The organism is Nibricoccus aquaticus, assembly GCF_002310495.1.
In the GTDB taxonomy this organism is placed as follows: Bacteria; Verrucomicrobiota; Verrucomicrobiia; order Opitutales; family Opitutaceae; genus Nibricoccus; species Nibricoccus aquaticus.
Genome location: NZ_CP023344.1, coordinates 1028012 through 1049118 on the forward strand (window position 1 = coordinate 1028012; position 21107 = coordinate 1049118).

At 64.2% G+C, this 21107-nt stretch carries 17 protein-coding genes; all 17 read left to right on the plus strand.

Annotation, left to right across the window (positions count from 1 at the left end; translation table 11 throughout):
- Nucleotides 1–12: 12 nt before the first annotated feature.
- The 17 genes from CMV30_RS20615 to CMV30_RS04585 all read left to right on the plus strand — a co-directional run bounded on the left by CMV30_RS20615 (nucleotide 13) and on the right by CMV30_RS04585 (nucleotide 21032).
- The gene (locus CMV30_RS20615; RefSeq protein WP_175414727.1) at nucleotides 13–1629 is read left to right on the plus strand and encodes an archaeosortase/exosortase family protein; all 1617 of its coding nucleotides are present in this window, start codon (nucleotides 13–15) and stop codon (nucleotides 1627–1629) included.
- A gap of 15 nt (nucleotides 1630–1644) precedes the next feature.
- Nucleotides 1645–4230 (plus strand): tetratricopeptide repeat protein, encoded by a 2586-nt coding sequence (locus tag CMV30_RS04510; RefSeq protein ID WP_096054907.1) that lies wholly within the window; start codon nucleotides 1645–1647, stop codon nucleotides 4228–4230.
- Between the two features lie 236 nt (nucleotides 4231–4466).
- Nucleotides 4467–5780: an outer membrane beta-barrel protein gene (locus CMV30_RS04515; RefSeq protein WP_096054908.1), complete on the plus strand. Its 1314-nt coding sequence runs from the start codon at nucleotides 4467–4469 to the stop codon at nucleotides 5778–5780.
- A 23-nt stretch (nucleotides 5781–5803) separates the two neighbouring features.
- A complete protein-coding gene (locus CMV30_RS04520; protein WP_096054909.1) occupies nucleotides 5804–6478 on the plus strand; it encodes a polysaccharide biosynthesis/export family protein in 675 nt (224 codons plus the stop codon).
- A gap of 27 nt (nucleotides 6479–6505) precedes the next feature.
- Complete coding sequence (locus tag CMV30_RS04525; protein WP_096054910.1) at nucleotides 6506–8701, plus strand: GumC family protein; 2196 nt, start codon at nucleotides 6506–6508, stop codon at nucleotides 8699–8701.
- Between the two features lie 121 nt (nucleotides 8702–8822).
- Complete coding sequence (locus tag CMV30_RS04530; protein ID WP_096054911.1) at nucleotides 8823–9701, plus strand: ABC transporter permease; 879 nt, start codon at nucleotides 8823–8825, stop codon at nucleotides 9699–9701.
- A gap of 10 nt (nucleotides 9702–9711) precedes the next feature.
- Nucleotides 9712–10944 carry an ABC transporter ATP-binding protein gene (locus CMV30_RS04535; protein ID WP_096054912.1) on the plus strand — a complete coding sequence of 411 codons (1233 nt, stop codon included), beginning with the start codon at nucleotides 9712–9714 and terminating at the stop codon, nucleotides 10942–10944.
- 12 nt (nucleotides 10945–10956) lie between these two features.
- The gene (locus tag CMV30_RS04540) at nucleotides 10957–12252 is read left to right on the plus strand and encodes a glycosyltransferase (protein WP_096054913.1); all 1296 of its coding nucleotides are present in this window, start codon (nucleotides 10957–10959) and stop codon (nucleotides 12250–12252) included.
- A complete protein-coding gene (locus tag CMV30_RS04545) occupies nucleotides 12249–13208 on the plus strand; it encodes a putative nucleotide-diphospho-sugar transferase (protein ID WP_096054914.1) in 960 nt (319 codons plus the stop codon). Before CMV30_RS04540 ends, CMV30_RS04545 begins: the two co-directional genes overlap by 4 nt.
- Before the next feature lie 33 nt (nucleotides 13209–13241).
- Complete coding sequence (locus tag CMV30_RS04550; protein ID WP_096054915.1) at nucleotides 13242–13988, plus strand: putative nucleotide-diphospho-sugar transferase; 747 nt, start codon at nucleotides 13242–13244, stop codon at nucleotides 13986–13988.
- Between the two features lie 4 nt (nucleotides 13989–13992).
- On the plus strand, nucleotides 13993–14901 hold the full coding sequence (locus CMV30_RS04555; RefSeq protein WP_096054916.1) for a glycosyltransferase family 2 protein: 909 nt from the start codon (nucleotides 13993–13995) through the stop codon (nucleotides 14899–14901).
- Nucleotides 14898–15872, plus strand: coding sequence for a glycosyltransferase family protein (locus tag CMV30_RS04560; protein ID WP_138223127.1), 975 nt, complete (start codon nucleotides 14898–14900; stop codon nucleotides 15870–15872). Before CMV30_RS04555 ends, CMV30_RS04560 begins: the two co-directional genes overlap by 4 nt.
- 25 nt (nucleotides 15873–15897) lie before the next feature.
- The gene (locus tag CMV30_RS04565) at nucleotides 15898–16812 is read left to right on the plus strand and encodes a glycosyltransferase (RefSeq protein ID WP_096054918.1); all 915 of its coding nucleotides are present in this window, start codon (nucleotides 15898–15900) and stop codon (nucleotides 16810–16812) included.
- On the plus strand, nucleotides 16800–17942 hold the full coding sequence (locus CMV30_RS04570) for a glycosyltransferase family protein (RefSeq protein WP_096054919.1): 1143 nt from the start codon (nucleotides 16800–16802) through the stop codon (nucleotides 17940–17942). The genes CMV30_RS04565 and CMV30_RS04570 overlap by 13 nt, the downstream gene beginning before the upstream one ends.
- 39 nt (nucleotides 17943–17981) lie before the next feature.
- Nucleotides 17982–19049, plus strand: coding sequence for a Gfo/Idh/MocA family protein (locus CMV30_RS04575; protein WP_096054920.1), 1068 nt, complete (start codon nucleotides 17982–17984; stop codon nucleotides 19047–19049).
- Nucleotides 19046–20158, plus strand: a complete 1113-nt coding sequence (locus CMV30_RS04580) for an NAD-dependent epimerase/dehydratase family protein (protein ID WP_175414728.1) — start codon at nucleotides 19046–19048, stop codon at nucleotides 20156–20158. The genes CMV30_RS04575 and CMV30_RS04580 overlap by 4 nt, the downstream gene beginning before the upstream one ends.
- 10 nt (nucleotides 20159–20168) lie before the next feature.
- Nucleotides 20169–21032, plus strand: a complete 864-nt coding sequence (locus CMV30_RS04585; protein ID WP_096054922.1) for a glycosyltransferase family 2 protein — start codon at nucleotides 20169–20171, stop codon at nucleotides 21030–21032.
- Nucleotides 21033–21107 lie beyond the last annotated feature (75 nt).

Below are 21107 nucleotides of genomic sequence, written 5' to 3' on the forward strand. Positions count from 1 at the left end.
CCCAAGCACCGGATGAAGTCTCTCCCGATTCGACCATTTCTTCTCGTTAACCTGAGTCTCATCGCCCTCTTCTGGCTGCTGCTTTTCATCCGCATCCACACCGAGTGGATCGTGAACGACCTCTACGCCTACGGCTGGGCTGTCCCCTTCCTCGCCGCCTACCTCTTCGCCGAACGCTGGCGCGACCGCCCCGCACCGGCCACCGACCGCCCCCACCCGCTCTGGCTCGTCATCCCCGTTCTCCTCCTGCTCGCCTATCTACCCCTGCGTATCGTTAACGAAGCCAACCCCGATTGGGTCAAGGTGAACGTCTACCTCACCGCCCTCACCGCCAGCTTCTCCTTCGCCGCCCTCTTCGCCATGGGTCGCCACCGCTGGGTCTGGCACTTCGCCTTCCCCATCCTCTTCGTCTTCACCGCCCTCCCCTGGCCCGTCGCCGTCGAGGAGAACATCGTCCAGACCCTCACCCGCTGGAATACCCTCGTCTCTGCCGACACCCTCACCCTCTGCGGCATCCCCGCCATCAACCAGGGCAACCTCATCCAGATCGGCGAAACCTGGGTCAACGTCGCCGAAGCCTGCAGCGGTATCCGATCCCTCCAGACATCCTTCATGATGTCCCTCTTCCTCGGCGAATTCTACCGCATGGGCCCTTTCCTGCGACTCCTCCTCGTCGGTTCCTCCTTCGTCGTCGCCTTCGTCCTCAACATCGGCCGCACCACCACCCTCACCTACCTCGCCGGCACCCGAGGCAACGACGTCATGGAAAAATGGCACGACCACATCGGCACCGCCGTCATGGTCCTCTGCCTCGCCGGCCTCTGGTTCCTCGCCCTCGGCTTCGATAAACTCCGCGCCAAACTCGCCTCCCTCGACGCCGCCGAAGACGCCGCCACCGCCACCGCCGCGCCGAAAATCGCCCCCCCTCCATCGCCCCCCGCCTCCCCGCTCCCCCTCGCACCCATCCCCTTCCCCATCGCCCTTGTCGCCTTCGGCTTCATTGCCCTCGCCACCGCCGAAATCGCCACCGAAGCCTGGTACCGCCACCACGAAGCCCAGCTCCCGCCACCGAAGGAATGGGCCATCCACTGGCCCAAAAACGCCGACTCCTTCAAAATGGGTGAATTCCCCGAACGCACCCGCGCCATCCTCAAATACAACGAAGGCGAAACCGCCTCCTGGACCACCCCCGAAGGCTACAGCTTCCAGATGTATTACGTCCGCTGGTACCCCGGCCGCGTCTCCAAATTCCTCTCCGGTGCCCACCACCCCACCGTCTGCCTCCCCGCCACCGGCCTGAAACTCAAAAGCGAAACCGGCCCCTTCAGCGCCCACACCCCCGCTCTCGACGTCCCCTTCTCCACCTACATCTTCGAAGCCGGCCCCCGCACCGTCTACGTTTACCACGCCATCATGGAGGACATCCCCCTTTCCGCCAACGAAACCGTCGGCTACACCTTCGTGAAAACCGAAGAACGCATCGACTCCGTCCTCCGCGGTCAGCGCAACCTCGGCCAGCGTGTCATCGGCATCTCCCTCTCCGGCCCCTACGCCCGCGACGAAGCCGAAGCCATCATCCAAAAAACCCTCTCTCAACTAATCCGCCCCCTGAACGCCCCCCAGTCCTGACCCGACCCTACTCCGATGCTTAAACTCCTCCCCAAAAAACGCAGCACCCGTGTCATCGTCTTCATCTGGGCCGCTGTCCTCATGGTCGTCATCGCCGGCGTCTCCTACAAATACTTCGCCAAACCCGCCTATAAAAACTGGCGCGAAAAACGCGCCAACAACATCGCCCGCGAACACCTCGCCGCCGGCGATTACCCCGCCGCCCTCGCCGCCGCCCGCAAAGCCATCCAGTACAACCAGTCCAACGTCGACGCCTGGCGCCTCGCCGTTGAAATCACCGAAAAACAAGACTCCTCCCAAGTCTTCGTCTACCAGCAAGGCCTCGCCGGCGTCGAACCCACCCTCGAAAACAAACTCAAATTCATCCGCGTAGCCGTTAAGTACAACGCCTACCCCCAGGCCCTCGACGCCATCAACAAAGTCGGCGCCGAAGCCGCCCAATCCGTCGAATTCTACGAACTCGCCTCCCAAGTCAGCCAGGTCATGCGCAACCAGACCAAGGCCAAGTACTACCTCATGAGCCTGGTGAAGCTCCAGCCCGACAACAACAAAGCCCGCCTCGACCTCGCCCAAATCCGCCTCACCGACGGCTTCGACGATAACAAACCCTCCATCCGCGCCGAAATCCGCAGCCTTTCCAACGACCCCACCCTCCGCGTCCGCGCCCTCACCCTCCTCCTCGTCGACGCCATCCAGACTAAAAACGAAAACGGCGCCCTCGAAATCGCCAACCAGCTCAGCCTCACCCCCGACGTCCCCGTCGGCACCCAGCTCATGGTCGCCGAAGCCTACCGCCAGTCCTCCCCCAAACGCTTCACCCCCTATCTGGAAAGTCTCAAAACCAGCTACGCCACCAAACTCGAAAACATCCCCGTCCTCGTCAGCTACCTCGGCTCCCACGACATGAGCGCCGACGCCCTCCAATGGATCGCCTCCCTCGATCCCAAACTCCGCGACGACGAAACCGTCCAGCTCTCCCGCGCCGCCGCCACCCTCGCCCTCAAAGACTACGCCGGCCTCGAAAGCTTCCTGCGCCCCGTCAAGTGGACCGAAAACGAATTCGCCCGCCAGGCCCTCCTCGCCTACGCCGCCCGCCAGCGCGGCGACGAACGCAACTTCGCCGAAGCCTGGAAACTCGCCGTCATCGAAGTCGGCAACAACCCCCGCCGCCTCCAAAGCCTTCTCGCCCGCACCATCACCTGGGGCTGGCCCGAACAACGCGTCGAACTCCTCTGGAAAAAATTCTCCCTCGAACCCTCCGATAAAACCACCCGCCAGCAAATCAGCACCTGGGAACGCTCCCACCAGAACACCGCCGCCCTCAACCGCCTCTACGGCCGCATCAACGAAAACGACCCCGGCGACCGCGAATCTAAAAACGACTACACCTACACCAGCCTCCTCCTCGGCACCTCCCTCGACCGTGCCCACACCGCCGCCCGCGAAAACTACGAGGCCGACAGCAAAAACGCCTACTTCACCACCACCTACGCCCTCTCCCTCTACAAACAAAACAAACCCCAGGAGGCTCTCCAGACCCTTCAGACCCTCGGTATCGGCGCCCTCGCCTCCCCCGAACGCAGCCTCCTCAACGGCGTCTTCCTGATCGCCAACGGCAACATCGACGAAGGCGTCGAACAAACCGCCCACCTCAAACTCGACCAATTCCTCCCCGAAGAACGCCGCCTCTACCAGGAAGCCACCCTCCTCGTCGAAAAAGCCCGCCGCGACCAAGCCACCTCCACCCGCCTCGCCAACCTCGCCACCTCCAACAACGCCTCCCGTACCGAGCGCAAAAGCTGGCTCCAAGCCCTCCCCGCCACCTACCGCAACTCCACCGTCCAACTAGAACTCGCCGACTCCCTCTACGCCACCGACGACTACCGCGGCCTCGAATCCACCCTCCGCAACGAAAAGTGGGACACCAACGACTTCCTCCGCCTCACCCTCCTCGCCTACGCCCAGAAGAACCTCGGCAAAGACGCTGACTTCCACGCCACCTGGCGCCTTGTCACCACCACCACCCCACCCGCCCACCTCCCCGTCCTCGAAGAAATCGCCGAACGCTGGGGCTGGTCCGCCGAACGCCTCGATATCCTCAACCGCATCATCCAACGCGACCCCTCCGACACCTCCGCCCTCACCCAACTCGCCGACCACTACCGCCAGAACGGCCAGACCGGCGAACTCGCCCGCCTCTACTCCCTGCGCGTAGAAGCCGACGCCCCCTCGGCCGATGACAAGAGCCACTTCGCCTACTACAGCCTCCTCATTAACACCAACCTCACCAAAGCCCACGTCCTCGCCAAACAAGCCTACGACGCCGCCCCCGAGGTTCCCTTCAACGCCAAAGCCTACGCCCTCTCCCTCTACAAACAGTCCCGCCCCACCGACGCCTGGCGCACCCTCGAAAAACTCATCGCCATCGGCGAAACCGGTCCCGCCCAGATCACCCTCCTGCGCGCCGCCATCAGCCTCGAACAAGGCAAGCTCCCCGAAGCCCGCCAATACCTCGACAGCTTCGACCCCCGCACCGCCCTCCCCGAAGAATCCGCCCTCGCCGACACCCTCGCCAAAAACATCACCGCCAAAAACATCTGACCCCCTCACACCCGCCACCACCTCGCCCAAAACCTGCTAACCCACCGTAACACATCCACCCCACTCCGGATTTGCTACCAGCCACCCGATCACCACGGCCGCCACCATCAGCCATTCCCCTACACGCCCTTCCGCCAATCGCTTTCAAAATGGAGATCGCGATTCCCTGCCCCGGCCGCCAATAAAACCCACGCCTGCCACCCTCGCCTAAAGAAAAAGAACTCAGCCGCCCTCCCGTGATCCACTCGCACCGCCAAGCGCTCCGCGCCCTCCTCCCCCTCCTGGTCGCCTCCGCCACCGCCACCACCAGCTACGGCTTCGCCGAAATCGCCCGCGGCTCCCTCCTCCTCCAGACCAACGCCTCCGCCACCTACGACTCTTACTTCCTCGGCACCATCGATAACGCCCCCGACACCACCTACTCCCTCTACCCCTCCCTCCGCTACATCCGTAACGCCGGCCGCGGCACCATCACCGCCTCCACCGGCGTCGCCTTTAACCGCTACGAAAAAAATCAAGACCTCGATTCCGACGACCTCCGCGCCAGCCTCCAAGTCGATCTCCCCACCGTCGAAGGTGCCCGCTTCAAAGGTAACGTCGGCCTCGATTACAACGAAGCCACCATCGTCGACGTCTACGTCAACGACCGCGTCGCTACCGAGACCTTCAGCGGCAACCTCGCCTTCGAATACCGCCTGAGCGACCGCACCAACCTCCGCGAATCATTCGGCTACTCCAGCACCACCCGCGACCTCTACAGCGACCAGGAGATGATCTCCAACCAGGTCGCCCTCACCTATAAAGGTTTCCTCCGCGGCACCTCCCTCACCGCCCTTCACGACATGAACTTCACCAACACCACCGGTGATGTCTTCACCGGCGGCGTCGGCCTTGATCAACAATCCCACAACTTCAGCCTCGGCCTCTCCCGCCCCCTCTACGGCGAAGTCAACGGATCGCTCAACTACGGCTACTCCTTCCTCCGCCGCTCCGCCCAGGAAACCACCTCCGGCGAAACCAAAAGCACCAGCAGCTACATCAGCGTGTCGATAGATGGTCCTTTCCTCCCCCGCAAACGCTTCCCCAAACTCACCAGCTCCGCCTCCCTCTCCTACTCCCAACCCGCCACCGCAGGCCGCAACGACGAAGCCGGCAAATTCTTCAGCGGCAACCTCAGCCTCACCTGGTCCGCCCGCGAACGCACCAAACTGAGCATCCAGGCCAGCCGCTCCATGGATCTCTCCCTCACCGACCTCAGCATCGAAAACAACCGCATCAGCGGCGGCTTCGACCAACAATTCGGCCGCTCCACCAACCTCACCGGCAACGCCGGCTACGCCTGGCAGACCACCCGCGGCACCGACCGCGAAGACCGCATCATCGATGCCAGTCTCGAGCTCTCCCGCACCTTCAATAAGTACCTCACCATCGGCACCGGCTACACCTACCAAAACAACGACACCTCCTCCTCCGGTGCCCAGCCAGGCCGCTTTGCCCCGCGCGACTACGAACGACACACCGTCAAGCTCACCGCCTCCGTCACCTTCTAAGACCGCCCTCCACCGATAACACCATGAGCTCCTCACGCCTCTCCCTCATCGCGCTCGCTTGCCTCCTCATCGGCGCCACCGCCCACGCGCAGGATAACTCCAAGACCGGCAAAAACACCACCGCCGCCTCCAAAAACACAGCCGCCAAAGACTCCTCGGCCCCCCTCATCATGGCGACCGACCCCGGCTACCGCCTCTCCCTCGGCGACGAAATCTCCATCGGCGTCCACGGCGAAGACGACATGTCCACCGCCGAACGCATCGATAAAAAAGGCACCGTCCGCATCCCCTACGTCAACGAGATCACCCTCGCCGATAAAACCGTCCGCGAAGCCGAAAACTACATCGAGCAAGTCCTCATCGAACGGAAACTCTTCAAAAAACCCTTGGTCAGCATCACCGTCCGCGACTACGCCACCAACGAAGTCACCCTCACCGGCCGCGGCGTCCGCCAAGGCGTCTTCCCTCTCCCGAAAGAAGTCGCCAGCATCGAAATCGTCGAGCTCATGACCCGCTACGGCGGCTTCACCGCCAACGCCAAATCCAACGACGTGAAGGTCTACCACAAAGACGAAACTGGCCGCGAACAAGTCACCAGCGTCGACGTGGAAGCCATGATGGAAAACCGCAAAAACGCCCTCAAAAGTTTCCCTATCTACCCAGGTGACCGCATCTACGTCGACGAGCGCTTGTTCTAATTCCCGATCACCTACCCAGGTCTGACCATGTCCAAATCCACCAAATCCTCCTCCGGCAAACGCGGCTCGTCCGAACAGCCACAGACTAAGCCAGCCGGCGGCGGCTTCTCGCCCAAGAGCCTGCTCAACATGTTCCTTGAGCGCTGGTGGATCGGCCTGATCGTCGCCGCCGCCGTCGCCGCCGCCTTCGTCCTCTCCCAGCCCAAACCCGAGCCCATCTACAAAACCGAAGTCAAACTCCTCTTCGAAAACCAAAAGGATAACGTCATCGGCATGGCCGGTGTCGTCGAAACCACCACCAACTCCGGCATGCAGCTCCAGCTCCACATCGAACAGATGCTGAGCCGCACCTTCTACGAATCCGTCCAAAGCTCCTTCACCCCCAAAGAAATCGAGCAAATCCAGAACGCCTACCGCAACCCGGACAGCCCCACCGCGCCCCCCCCCTCGCTCGCCGACATCATCCGCCCCAACGTCCGCATCGAACCCCAGCGCAGCACCACCATCCTGCGCATCATGGTCTGGAATAAAGACCCCGAAGCCGCCGCCCTCATCGCCAACCGCTTCGCCCGCCAGTACATCCAGTACACCATCGACCGCGCGATGACCAAGACCAGCTCCGCCATGCTCCTGCTCCGCGGCCAGGCCGAGGAAAAACGCACCGAGCTCCAGCTCATCGAGCGCCAGAAACAAGACTTCCGCGCCAAACATAACATGGCCGCCCTCGGCGAAAACAAAGGCGTCGTTCAACAAAAAGTCACCATGCTCGGCAACTCCCTCGCCGAAGCCGAACTCCGCCAGACCAACCTGCGCACTCTCATCGAATCCGTCGAAGACTACCAAAAAAACAACAAGAACATCTTGGAGATCTCCGACATCGCCAGCTACGGCAACGTCTCCGAGATGAAAACCCGCATCGACACCCTCCGTGCCGAACGCCGCCAGCTCGACGAACGCTACCTCTCCGAACACCCCCGCATGAAGCAAAACCAGCTCGCGATGGAAGACGCCGAAGCCGGCTTCAAATCCGCCGTCGATCTCGCCATCGCCGAACTCAAAAACCGCTTCAACTTCGCCAAACAACACGAACTGCGCCTCCGCACCGACTACGCCGAAACCGAAAAACAGGCCCAGGAACTCGATAAAATCACCAGCGAGTACAAATACATCGAAGACGAATCGAACATCAAAAGTAAGAACTACCAGGACATCCTCTCCCGCCTCAGCGAGATCAGCATCATCTCCCAGCTCGATAACGTAAATATCACCATCCACGACAAAGCCCTCGTCCCCGGCTTCCCCGACACCGGCACCCCCAAGGAAGTCATCAAACAAGCCGCCGCCCTCGCCTTCGTCCTCTTCTTCGGCATCCCCGTCGGCCTCGGCTTCCTCGATACCCGCGTCAAATCCAGCCACGACGTCGAATCCGGTCTCAACCAGACCCTCCTCGGCGGCATCAAAGCCATGAAAAAGCTGAGCGAGACCGAGCGCCCCAACGTCTTCCGCCTCGGCAAAGACGAAGCCCTCTCCGAAGCCTACCGCGGCGTCTTCAGCGAAGTCGAAATCCGCTCCATCGTCCCCTACCCGAAGCGCATCCTCTTCACCTCCAGCATCCCCAGCGAAGGCAAGAGCCTCACCGCCTCCAACATGGCCGCCGTCTTCGCCGCCCACGGCAAAAAAACCCTCCTCGTGGACTGCGACTTCCGCCGCCCCACCCTCCGCCGCTACTTCGGCACCCAATCCGGCGTCGGCCTCCTCCCCTGGCTCCGCGAAAACGGCTCCAACGCCGCCGCCCAGGTCGAAACCCAAAAAATGGGCATCGTCACCATCGCCCCCGGCCTCGACCTCCTGCCCGCCGGCGACGCCATCAAGAACCCCACCGAAGTCATCGACCAGCTCGCCCACTGCGACCTCTTCAACAAACTCTCCAAAATCTACGACCTCGTCATCATCGACACGCCTCCCGCCGCCGTCTTCCCCGACGCCCTCCTCCTCTCCCGCTTCTGCACCGAGATGATCTACGTCTGCCGCTTCAAGACCGTCCGCAAGGCCGTCATCCGCAAAGCCCTCGAAAAATTCCAGGAATCCGGCATCACCATCCTCGGCGTCGTCCTCAACTGCATGCCTCACGCCTCCGTCATGAACTACGGATACGACGGCTACGGCGCCTACAAGGCCGATTACTACAAGTCCTACCAGGGCGAAAAAGCGGAATCCAAATAACCCAAGCCCGCCCGCCCGGGCTGACCGCGCCGCTGCCGGACATCTTTATGATTTCCGGCAGCGCCGTTTTCAACAGGCTCGCTCCGCCCTCCTCCTTTCCTCTCTTAACCAGACGCACGCAGTGAATCCCTCCCAGCCTCCCTCCGAGATCGAAATCCGCATCCGTCCCAACACGAGTTGGTTTCACATCGATCTGGAAGGACTCAAAAACTACCGCGACCTCCTCTGGCTCCTCGTCCAGCGCGACTTCACCTCGAAGTACAAGCAGACCATCCTCGGTCCCCTCTGGTTTCTCGTCAGTCCCATCATCAACTCCCTGGCCTTCACCCTCGTCTTCGGGAAAATCGTCGGCGTATCCACCGATAAACTCCCGCCGATGATCTTCTTCCTCAGCGGCCAGCTTGCCTGGACTTACTTCTCCACCGTCCTCGGCTCCACCGCCAACTCCCTCGCCGGAAACACCCACCTCTTCGCCAAGGTTTATTTCCCCCGCCTCATCCCCCCGCTCGCCGTCACCATCTCCAGCCTTCTCGCACTCGTTATCCAGCTCGTCACCTTCCTCGGCTTCTACGCCCACCACCAGCTGACCCATTCCCCCGATCAGCTCCTTGCGCTGCCCTCCATCAACTGGCTCCTCTTCCCCCTGATCGTCGTCCACATGGCCGTCCTCGCCCTCGGCGTCGGCCTCACCCTCTCCGCCCTCTCCGCCAAATACCGCGACATCCAGCAAGTCCAGGGCTTCTTCGTCACCCTCTGGATGTACGGCTCCCCCGTGATCTACCCGCTCTCCACCATCAGCGAAAAATTTCCCGGCTTCGTCTGGCTCGCTCACCTCAACCCCATGACGGCTATCGTCGAGACCACCCGCTTCCTCTTCCTCGGCGTCGGCACCGTCACCCTCTCCGGCTACGCCACCTCCGTCGCCATCACCCTCGCCGTTTTCGCGCTCGGACTCTTCTCGTACCAAAAATCCGCCCGCACCTTCGTCGACACCGTCTGAGTACCGACCCATGAGCCAGCCCATCATCGAAGCCAGCAACATCTCCAAGAAATACCGCCTCGGTCAGATCGGTATGACCTCGCTGCGCGACGACGTGCAGCGCCTCGGCCGCCGCCTCCGCGGCATCAAGGACGAGGAAAACTCCGAACGCGACTTTTGGGCCCTGCGCGACGTCGGCTTCCAGATCCATCCCGGCGAAGTCGTCGGCATCATCGGCCGCAACGGCGCCGGCAAATCCACCCTCCTCAAAGTCCTCTCCCGTATCACCGAACCCACCACCGGCGAAATCGTCCTGCGCGGCCGCGTCGGCAGCCTTCTCGAGGTCGGCACCGGTTTCCACCCCGAGCTCAGCGGCCGCGAAAACGTCTTCCTCAACGGCGCCATCCTCGGCATGCGCCGCGAAGAAATCGCCCGCAAGTTCGACGAGATCGTCGCCTTCTCCGAGATCGGCAAATTCATCGACACCCCGGTGAAACGCTACTCCAGCGGCATGTACGTGCGTCTCGCCTTCGCCATCGCCGCCCATCTCGAACCCGAGATCCTCATCATCGACGAGGTGCTCGCCGTCGGCGACCAGGCCTTCCAGGAAAAGTGCATCGGCAAGATGCAGCAGGTCGCCAACAGCCACGGCCGCACCATCCTCTTCGTCAGCCACCACATGTCCGCCGTGCGCCGCCTCTGCCAGAAGTGCATCGTCCTCGATAAAGGCCGCGCCAGCCCTCTCCTCGGCGTCGAGGAAGCCGTGGACCGCTACAACGCCGCCTTCCGCAAAGGCGAATCCGGCCGCGCCGTCGACACCTCCGCTCTCCCGCGCGACCACGGCAAAGGTACCCTCTGCAAAATCACGCAGATAAATGCCCTCGGCGAAACCGGCCTCAGCTACGGCGAGCCCATGAACGTCGAGCTCACCATCGAGTGTACCCAGACCGTCAAAGACCTCATGGTAGGCCTCGCCTTCGAAACCCTCGAAGGCAGCCGCGTGCTCACCCTCGACTCCGACGCCGCCCAGGCCCCCGTCACTCTTCCCGCCGGCCGCCACGTCATCCGCCTCCACCTCGACCAGCTCCCGCTTCATCCAGCCCAGTACATCATGAGCGCCAGCGCCGCCGCCGGCGCCCACTACTTCGACGTCGCCTCCCGCTTCGCCATCTGGGAAGTCACCACCAGCCGCAAAGATAAAGTCAGCGACCGCGGCTTCGGTGCCTGCCGTATCCCGCCCACGGTTACGGTGCAAACCCTGTAACCGCGTCGCACCGTGGCCCGCCGCCCCACACGCCTGCTCGTCGCGACCCGTCACAATCCCTTTCCGGAAAACGACGGCGCGGGCGCCTACCTCTTCGATCTGATCGAGTACCTCTCCACGCGCGGATTCGTCACCGAGGTCGCCTGGCTGCACGCCGACGGCGCGGTCAAAAACAACTCCCCCTGGCGCATCCCCGCCCACTTCCAGCGCGCCGCCCGCCTTCACATCATCGGCGGCCTCACCCTCGCCGGTAAAATCTGGTTCCCCGCCGAGCACGGCCACGGCGCCAAAGCCCGCGCGCTGAATACCATCAAGGTCTCTCTCAAATCCATCGGCCTCGGCTTCCTCTTCTCCGCCCGCGAAGCCCGCAAAAAACAACCCGCCTCCTCCTCCACGCCGACTCCCGCCCCCGCTTCAGGTTCTCTCACCAAAGCCAGCTGGAGCGCCCTGCCCAGCCCAGCTGAGCACGCCTTCTTCGAAAAACGTGTGCGCGCCTTCCGCCCCGACGCGATTCTCGTCAACTACTGCTGGCTCGCCCCCCTGCTCGCTGGCCACGACGCGCTCCCCACCGCCATTCTCTCGTGCGATGTCGTCTCTCAACGACTCGACCGCACACCCGGCCTCGACCCCGACCCCGCCACCCCCGAGGGCGAAGCCCGTCTCCTCGCCGCCGCCCGGCACATCCTCGCCATCAGCGAAGACGACGCCGCCATCTTCCGCACCTTCCTCCCCTCCCGCCCGATCATCATCACCCCGAAGGCCGCCGAACCCCGTCCGCTCCCCGGCCCCACCGTCCCCGACCGCGTCCTCTTCGTCGGCGGCATCAACGACTTCAACCGCGAGGGCATCCTCTGGTTCCTGCGCGAAGCCTGGCCGCTCATTCGCGAAAAAAATCCCCGCGCCCTTCTCCACATCTGCGGCGGCATCGGCAGCATCGTGAACGACGTTCCTCCCGGCGTCGTCATCCGCGGCCGCGTTCCCGATCTCACCGCCGAATACGCCGAAGCCTCCGCCGTCATCGTCCCCCTCCTCAACGGCAGCGGCGTGAAAATCAAACTCGTCGAGGCCGCCAGCTACGGCAAAGCCGTCGTCACCACTCCCATCGGTCTCCAGGGCCTCGGCTTCTTCCGCCCCGCCGTCATCGAAGCGTCCTCCGCCACCGCCTTCGCCGACGGCGTCAGCCGCATCCTCGCCGACGCCTCCACCCAGCGCACCCTCGGCGAAAACCTCCTCCAGCAAGTCATCCAGCATCTCTCGCGCGACATCGCCTACGGCCCCGTCCTCCGCGCACTGTCTCCCACCCCATGAACGCCTCCTCCGTCGAACGCGCAGTGTATTTCCTGGGCAACGACCGCGTGCTCAACTTCGGCATCGCCGCCTTCGAAAGCTTCCGCCGCACCAACCCCGACCTCCCCGCCTACCTCCTCCCGTTCAACGACGACCTCGCCCGCACCCGCGAGCTCTGCGCCCGCTACCGCATCCAGATCGTCGAAGACCCTTCCCTCAAAATTCTCCACGAAACCGCCGAGGAATTCTGGGACGAAAAGCACCGCGACCACGCGATGCTCAAAAAATTCTACGCCTTCTTCGGTCCCGCGAAGCTGTTTCTCTACACCGACTGCGACGTCCTCTTCCTCGAAGACCTCCACCCCCTCTTCGACAAGTTCGACCGCGCCGGCCTCCAGTTCCTCAGCTTCGATTCATGCCTTGAATACGTTTACAAGGCCGGCGCCTTCCGCGACGAACTCGTCTCCTCCGGCGTCACCCGCGGCTTCAACGCCGGCGTCTTTCTCGCCCGCAACGCCTCCACCACGCTCCCCGAGGTCCAGGCATTCTTCAAAACCCACAAGGCCATCCGCCGCGAATTCCACGACACCCGCGATCAGGCGATGCTCAACTACTTCGTCGATTTCCACCGCTGGAAACACCTCAACTTCGCTGAACTCGACCCCGCCTACTGCGAGACCAACAACGGCCGTTTCTGCCCCGTTGTCCACAAGGGCGATGCCTGGGTGCTCGACGACAAATTCTCCCGCTACCACGGCAAACGCTTCTGCATCCTCCACTGGAACGGCATCAAACTCCCCGGCGTCCTCCCCAACCACCTGCTCTACCGCCGCGATCGCCACCGCCCCGAGAGTTTCTCCACGCGCGTTTCTCTCGATTGGCAAAATCTCTGGAAGGGCCGCGCCGCTCTCAGTCAGCGCGTGAGCGACTACGTCGGCATTCAGTGGCAGCGAGTCGCCAAACGCTTCAAACGCTAGCACCCGCATCCGCGCGCCAAAAAATCTTTCCGCATGAAAACACCCGCCCGCCGTGGAGCGCTCTACATCGTCTCCGGCCACCCGCGCTACCTCGAGGAGGCCGAGTTCTCCGCCAGGATGCTGCGGAAGTTCAACCCCGGTCTCCCCATCGCCTTCGCCTCGCCCTCCCGGAAATTCAAATCCCGTCACGCCGATATTTTCTGCCAGCTCGATCCACTCGATCACCCGCTCAAATACAAACCCCTCGGCCTCCTCAATTCCCCCTTCGAGGAAACGCTCTTTCTCGATTCAGACACCCAGGTCAAAGGAGACCTCACCTCGCTGCTCGCGCTCTTCGACCGCGCCGACCTCGCCGCCGCCCACGATCTCCTCGCCGACTGGTCCGTCACCCCTCCTCGCTTCCTTTCCTACACCGATCCCGACCACTTCAACACCGGCGTGCTCCTCGTGCGCCGCACGCCCGCCACCACCGCCTTGCTCACCGAGTGGTACGACCGCACCCGCGCCCAGGACGCCGCCGTCATGCGCCCCGGTATTTTCTGCGATCAACACTGGTTCAACACGCTCGTCCTCGAAGAAAAAGCCGCGCAACGCCACGGCGTTCCCCTGACCACCTTCGATAACCGCCTCTACAATGTCCGCCCGCAGATGGTCGATCCCATGACCGCCGAAGGCATCTTCGACGCCGCCCGCATTCTCCACTTCCGCGGCAACTCCCAAAAACGCCCCCTCCTGCGCCGCATCCTCTCGTCCCTGAAAAAGACCCTCACCCGCAGCTGACGCCATGGCCCGCAGCCCGCTCATTTCCGTCATCATCCCCGCGTATAATGTAGCCCCCTACGTTCGCGACGCGCTCGCCAGCGTGCAGGCCCAGACGTTTCGCGACTTCGAGATCATCGTCGTCAACGATGGCTCCACCGACTCCACCCTCGCGATCCTCCAGGGAATCGCCGCCACCGAGCCGCGCCTAAAAATCATCTCGCGCCCCAACACCGGCATCGTCGGCGCCATGAATGACGCCATCGCCGCCAGCTCCGCGCCTTTCCTCGCCCGCATGGACGGCGACGATCTCTGCGCTCCGCAACGCTTCGAACGCCAGCTCGCCTTCCTCCAGGCCAACCCCGCTGTCCTGCTGGTCGGCTCCAACGTCGAGTTCATCGACTCCACCGCCGCCCGCCTCAAAACCTACGCGCCTCCGCACGACGCCTCCGCCATCCACACCGCCCTCCTCGCGGGCAACAGCGGCGCCCTCATCCATCCCGCAGTGATGGGCCCCCGCCGCGCCTGGACAGAAACCGGCGGCTACCGCGAAGCCTACAAATTCGTCGAGGATTACGATCTCTACCTCCGCGCCGCCCGCCTCGGCCCACTCGCCAATCTCGACGAGCCGCTCCTCCGCTACCGTATCCACGCCCAAAGCACGAACTACCTGCGCCGCGACAAACAGACCGTCCTCCTCAAAGAACTCTGCCGCGACGCCCGCGCCCACGCCGGCCTCACCGATTCCTTCGTCTTCAATCCCTCTCCCGCCCACCCCGATGCCGCCTCCGTGTACCGCGAGTGGGCCTGGTGGGCTGTCGATGGCCGCGAAAAAGCCACCGCCCGCCGCTACGCCTGGCGCGCCTGGCGCAGTGCGCCCTGGCGCATCGAAAACACCCGCTGCCTGCTGCGCATCCTCAGAGCCACCCGATGAATACTCCCGCACCTTCTCCAGCACCGCGCGGCGTGTACATGCTCGGCAACGATCGCGTCGCCGACTACCTCGAAGCGCTCTTCATCAGCCTCCGCCAGCACTCACCCGATCTCCCCGCGCGCCTCATTCCCTACAACGCCCAGCTCACCCGCACCCGCGAGCTCTGCGCCCGTTACCGCATCGAGATTCACAGCGATCCCGCCTTCCCCGCGCTCGAACAGGTCGGCCTCGATCTTTGGGCCAGCTCCCCCTACTCCCACCATCAATTCCTCTTCCGCCGCCTCGCCATCTTCTGGGGCCCGTTTGAAAACTTCCTCTACCTCGACGCCGACATCTGCGTCCTCGCCCCTCTCGAACCTCTCTTCGAAACCTTCGAGAAATCTCCCGTTCCCTTCGCCTCGTTCGACGTCGATCACGAGCGCGTCTACCAGGCCGGCCCCCTCCGCGATCGCATGATCCGCGACCACGGTTCGCTCGGCTTCAACTCCGGCCACTTCTTCTCCCGCCTCGGCGTCTTTGATCTCGAAAAATTCCAGACCGCCGTCCGCGCCGCCCAGCCCCTGGCCCACCTGTTCCAGGATCGCGGCGACCAGGGATTCCTCAACTTCGCCGTCGATCACCTCGGCATTCCCCAGACGCGCATGACTACGCTCATCCCGGATCTCGCCGATAAACAATGGTGCGAACAACGCTTCAAAAAAATCCACAACCGCTGGTTCATCGACCGCCCCGGCGATCCCCAAGACGGCAAACAACTCTTCCTCATCCACTGGGCCGGCTTCAACATCCCGGGCTGGGAAATCCCTAACCGCCACCTCTACTATCATTACCGCGGTCTCGGCCTTTCTTGGTTCGGTAAACAAAAACTCCGCATCCGCGACTTCACCCGCCACCACTCTCGCCCGCTCCGCCCGTTGATGGATAAGCTCCGCATCCTCGGCGGAAAGGTACGCCGCAAAATCGGCCTCTAAGCACACGCCCGCCCGCCGCCTCGTCATGATCTCCGTCATCCTTTGCACCCACAACCCCCGAGCCGATTTCCTCGCCCGCACGCTCGACTCGTTGCGCATGCAGGATCTCCCGGTCGCTCAATGGGAGTTCGTGCTCGTCGATAACCACTCCCGCGATCCTCTCTCCGCCCGGCTCGATCTCTCCTGGCATCCACGCGCCCGCGTCGTGCGCGAGGACGAACTCGGCCTCACCCCCGCCCGCCTCCGCGGCATCGCGGAAACGTCGGGAGAGCTCCTCGTCTTTGTTGACGACGACAACATCCTCCAGCCCGACTACCTCCGCACCGCCGCCACCCTCGCAGTCGAAAACCCGCAGCTCGGCTGCTGGGGCGGTTCCTGTATCGGCGAATTTGAGACGCCGCCTCCTTCCTGGGCCGCGCCCTACCTCTGCTACCTCGCCATCCGCGAAACCACCCGTTTTACCTGGGCCAACGAGTACCGCTACGACATCGTCCCCACCGGCGCCGGCATGTGCATCCGCCGCCACATTGCCGAAACCTACGCGCGCGAAACCAAGGCCAGCCCCCTGCGCCGCGAGCTCGACCGCAAAGGCGCCTCCCTCGTCTCCGGCGGCGATTCCGACATGGCATTCACCGCCATCGACCAGGGGCTCGGTATCGGCCTCTCCCCGCGCCTGAGCCTCCGTCACCTCATGACCAAAGGCCGCCTCGAACTCGCCTACCTCGAACGCCTCATGGAAGGCATCGCCTCCTCCGCGCCGCTCGTCCTGCACGTGCGCGGAGCCTATCGCCCTGCCGTCACGCCCGGCCGCATCAACCGCTGGCTCTCCGCCTATCGTCTCTCCCGCCAGCCCGCTCCCGTGCGCCGCATGGAAGCCGCCCGCCAACGCGGCGAACAAAGCGCCGCGCAAAAAATCGCCAGCCTCTCATGCCCCGCCTGACCTACATCGGCCAGGCCCCCGGCGAAGGCACGGGCAGTCCTATCATCGTCCTGCGCCACCTCCGCCGCCTTGCCGCCCACGGCTGGCAGATCACCGTCATCCCCGAGGGCGGTCAGGATACTTCTCTCTGCGAAAAAGCCGGCTGGACCATCCGCCATCTCCCGCTCCGCCGCCGCTGGTGGCCACCATTTCGTCCCGACAACGCCTTTTCTCGCCGCGTCCGCACCTGGCTGCTCGCCCGCGAATGCCGCCGCCTCACCGCCTCCGCCCCGCCGGATGCGATCTTTGGATACCTCGCCGCTCACGCCGACTTCTCGACCGAGATCGCCGCCCACTTCGCCCGCCAGTCAGGAGCCCCGCTCTCGCTCCTCATCCACGACGATGCCGCGGCCTTCTCCTCCTCGCCCGAGGAAAAGCAAATCCTCCGCTCCCGCCACGCCCGCATCCTCCGCGCCACCCATCGCTGCTGGTTCGTCTCCCCCGAACTCGCCCGCGAGTACGACGTCGCCGAATCCCAGCGCCACACGCTTCTCCCGCTTCCCGAGGGCTGGGATCAGCCCGCACACTGGACTCCAGCTCGCTCGCAAAATCCCCGCGTGTATTACGCCGGCGCTCTCTGGCCCGCCCAATTCCCCATCCTCGCCAAAATCGCCCGCGCCCTCCAAGCCACCGGCGCACGCCTCGTCATCCTCTCGCGCGACACTCCCGAACTCCGCGCCTTCCTCGCCGCCGAGCCCGCCGACTGGGTCGCCCCGTTTCCCACCAATCGCGAAGCCCTCGCTCACCTCGCCCACGATGCCGCCGGTGTGCTCGTCGCCTATCCCGACACCATCGCCGAGATGCCCTGGGTCGCCACCAGCTTCCCCAGTAAATGGATCGAGTACTCCCACCTCGGCCTTCCCTGCGCCGTGCTGGCCCCGGTCGAAAGCGCCACCGGTCAGTGGATACGCAAGAACGGCTACGTTCACTTCTTCGATCCCAGCCGCTTCGACGGCTTCGCCCAATGGGCCCGAGCCCTCCGCACAGAAACCCACTGGCAGGAACTCGCTGCCGCCAGCAGCGCGCTCGCCCGCGGCCCCTTTAATCCCACGGTCATCCACGACCAGTTCGAGCGCGCTCTCCTGCGTTGACTCACCCTCCCGCCCTCGCCCTTTCTGCGCTACGCACCCGTGACCACCTCCACCGCCAGCTCTCCGATTCCTGTCGTTCTCGTCGGCTGCGGCGCCGTCTCCCGCCTCTTCTACGTCCCCGCCCTCCGCGAACTCGCCCGCCACGGCATCCTCCGCACCAACGCCGTCGTCGATCCCTCCGCCAACGCTCGCGAATCCCTCGGCACCGAACTTCAAGCAAAGCCCTGCGCAACTCTCGCCGAGGGCCTCGCCTCCGGTGCCCGCCTCGCGATCATCGCGACTCCGCCCAAGTTTCACCGCGAACAAACCGAGGCCGCCTTCGCCGCCGGCCTCGATGTCCTCTGCGAAAAACCCCTCGCGTCTAACTCCGCCGAAGGCGCCGCCATGGTCGCCGCCGGCGCCCGCAGCGGACAACGCCTCGCCGCTGGCCACTACAAGCGTTTCATGCCCGCGCACCGCGCGATCAAGCTGCTCATTGAGCGCCAGCCCTTCGGCCCTCTCCGCGAAGTCACGCTCACCGAGGGCGGTCGCTTCGGCTGGCCCGCCGCCACCGATTCCTTTTTCCGCAAAGAACAAACCCCCGGCGGCGTCCTTCTCGACATTGGCGTCCACGTCCTCGATCTCCTGCTCTGGTGGCTCGGCGAACCCGACCGCTTCACCTACGCCGACGACGCCGAGGGCGGCCTCGAGGCCAACTGCCAGTTCAACGCCGAATTCCCCAACAACGTCCAGGTCTCGCTACGCCTCAGCCGCGACTGGCCCACGCCCAACTGCTACGTCTTCCGTTTCGAGCGCGCCACGATTCACGCCCGCGTCAACGCCAGCAACCACCTCGAACTCACCCTCGACGGTTTCCCCATGACCTTCGCCGCCGAGCTGCGCGATCCACTCCCGCCAGTTCCGACCGGCCCCACCGCCGCTCTGGAAACCAATCCCCAGGCCTTCATCGCCCAACTCGCCGATGTCTGCGCCGCCATCCGGGAAAACCGCTCGCCCTTCATCACCGGAGCCGACGGCCTTCGCGCGATCACGCTCATCGAAAAATGCTACCAGGCCCGCCAGCCGCTCACCCAACCCTGGCTCGCCCCGCTTCCCAAGGCCCTATGAGCACGCCCTCCTCTTCACCGAAAATCGCCCTCATCGGCGCCAGCGGATTCATCGGCCTGCGCACGACCGAAATCTTAACCCAGCGCGCCGACCTCACGCTCATCCCGCTGGTGCGCTCCCCCGCCAGCCTCGCCGTCCTCGCCCGCCAGGCCCTCGACTGGCGCATCGCCTCCTTCGTCGAAGTCGCCCCGCTCGCCGCCGCGCTCAAAGGCTGCGACATCTGTATCCACGCCGCGATTGGGGACGCCGCCCAGATCGTCCACATGGCGAAAGTCACCTACGACGCCTGCGCCGCCGCCGGCGTCCGCCGCCTCGTGTGGCTCAGCAGCGCCTCCGTCTTCGGACAAAACTGCCCGACCGGCACCGACGACTCTACCCCGCTGCACGACCGGCACCCGCTCATCTACAATAACGCGAAAGTGCATGCCGAACGCGCGCTGCAAAAATGCGCCCGCGACCGCCGCGTCGAACTCGTGATGCTCCGCCCCGGCGTCGTCTTCGGCCCCCGCTCCCGCTGGATCACCGACCCCGCCGCCGACCTCCGCGCCGACCGCGCCGGCTGGCTCAACCACGGTAAAGGCATCTGCAATACGATCTACGTGGACAACCTCGTCGAAGCCATGCGCCTCGCCGCCATCACGCCCGGAGTCGCCGGCGAAACCTTCATCGTCGGCGACGCCGAGACTGTCACTTGGCGCGAATTCCTCCTGCCCATCGCGCAACACCTAGGCCTCGACGAAACCGCCTTCACCGATCTGCCCGTCCCCGCATTCGCCCCCGAACGCGCCAGCCGCTTCACCGCATTCACGCTGACCCCCGCTTACGCGCGCGCCGGACAAGCCGTCCCTTACCGCCTCAAGCGAATCGTCAAAGGCGTGCTCAAAGCCTGGCCCACACCCTCGTCAGGCGCAGGTGCCTGGGTTCTGCGCTCGTCCGCAAAACCCGCGAGCCTCACGCAAGAGCTCAGTCTCCTGCAGCAATGCCCGTGGAAACTCCCGCACGCGCATGCCACCGCCCGCCTCGGCTACCAGCCGCCTGTCACCTTCGCTGAAGGCATGAAACGCAGCCTCGCCTGGCTCGATTTCGTCACCGACGCCCGCCCCGCCTGAGCCTCCGTCGATGAACCTGAGCATCCTCATTGCCGCGTATAAGGCCGACCCGTTTCTCCCAGCCGCTTTTGCCAGCATCGCCGCGCAAACCCATCTCGACTGGGAGCTCATCGTCGTCGAAGACGGCTCGCGCGACACCACCGAGGCCCTCGTCCAGCAATTCGCCGCCAGCCACCCCGGCCGCCGGATTGTGTATGATAATCTCGGCGTCAACCGCGGCGTCGCCGCCGCGCGTAACCGCTTGCTCGCGCTCGCCCAAGGAGACGGCGTCGCCTTCCTCGACGCCGACGACCAGTGGACGCCAACCCACCTCGCCGATCTGAGTCTCGCGCTGGAAGCAGGCGCCGCACTCGCCTTTTCCGGCATCGAGCTCTGGGACGGCGATCGTCACCAGACGATGGGTACGTATCTCCCGCCCGCTCCCTGGCTTGAAGAGCCACGCCGCTGGATCTTCGAACACTCCTTCGTCCAGACCTCATCCTGCGTCGCGCTCCCCAAAGCCACCATCTCCAGGATCGGACTCATCGATGAAACCCTCCGCATCGGCGAAGACCGCGACTACTGGTTCCGCGCACTAGCTGGCGGCGGCAAAATCGCCTGCACGGGGAAAGTGACCTGCCGCTACACCAAGCACGAAGGCAGCAGCATGACCAAGACCCTGCGCGTGGCATCCGACACCGTGGCCTTCTACCGCAAGCACCACGAAGACGCCTCGCTTCCGCTCGCCCTGCGCCGCCGCCTGCTCGCGCACGCGCTCTGGATTCAAGGCCGCCTCCTCCGCGCATCCGACCGCGCCACCGCTCGCCAAAACTTCCGCGAAGCCATCCGCCTCCAACCGCTCGCGCTCCGCTACTGGCCCTACTGCTTCGCCTGACCGGTCCCCTCCTCGCCGCTTCGCGATCACGCTCGATCACAGAAACCGGGCGCAAAAAAGCGCCGCAGTTTCCTG

Excerpts from the sequence above, each read along its gene's own strand:
- CMV30_RS04565 (WP_096054918.1), top strand. The coding sequence starts at position 15,898 with ATGATCTCCGTCATCCTTTGCACCCACAACCCCCGAGCCGATTTCCTC.
- CMV30_RS04545 (WP_096054914.1), top strand. The coding sequence starts at position 12,249 with ATGAACGCCTCCTCCGTCGAACGCGCAGTGTATTTCCTGGGCAACGAC.
- CMV30_RS20615 (WP_175414727.1), top strand. The coding sequence starts at position 13 with ATGAAGTCTCTCCCGATTCGACCATTTCTTCTCGTTAACCTGAGTCTC.
- CMV30_RS04580 (WP_175414728.1), top strand. The coding sequence starts at position 19,046 with ATGAGCACGCCCTCCTCTTCACCGAAAATCGCCCTCATCGGCGCCAGC.
- CMV30_RS04560 (WP_138223127.1), top strand. The coding sequence starts at position 14,898 with ATGAATACTCCCGCACCTTCTCCAGCACCGCGCGGCGTGTACATGCTC.
- CMV30_RS04525 (WP_096054910.1), top strand. The coding sequence starts at position 6,506 with ATGTCCAAATCCACCAAATCCTCCTCCGGCAAACGCGGCTCGTCCGAA.
- CMV30_RS04535 (WP_096054912.1), top strand. The coding sequence starts at position 9,712 with ATGAGCCAGCCCATCATCGAAGCCAGCAACATCTCCAAGAAATACCGC.
- CMV30_RS04585 (WP_096054922.1), top strand. The coding sequence starts at position 20,169 with ATGAACCTGAGCATCCTCATTGCCGCGTATAAGGCCGACCCGTTTCTC.
- CMV30_RS04520 (WP_096054909.1), top strand. The coding sequence starts at position 5,804 with ATGAGCTCCTCACGCCTCTCCCTCATCGCGCTCGCTTGCCTCCTCATC.
- CMV30_RS04555 (WP_096054916.1), top strand. The coding sequence starts at position 13,993 with ATGGCCCGCAGCCCGCTCATTTCCGTCATCATCCCCGCGTATAATGTA.
- CMV30_RS04550 (WP_096054915.1), top strand. The coding sequence starts at position 13,242 with ATGAAAACACCCGCCCGCCGTGGAGCGCTCTACATCGTCTCCGGCCAC.
- CMV30_RS04570 (WP_096054919.1), top strand. The coding sequence starts at position 16,800 with ATGCCCCGCCTGACCTACATCGGCCAGGCCCCCGGCGAAGGCACGGGC.
- CMV30_RS04510 (WP_096054907.1), top strand. The coding sequence starts at position 1,645 with ATGCTTAAACTCCTCCCCAAAAAACGCAGCACCCGTGTCATCGTCTTC.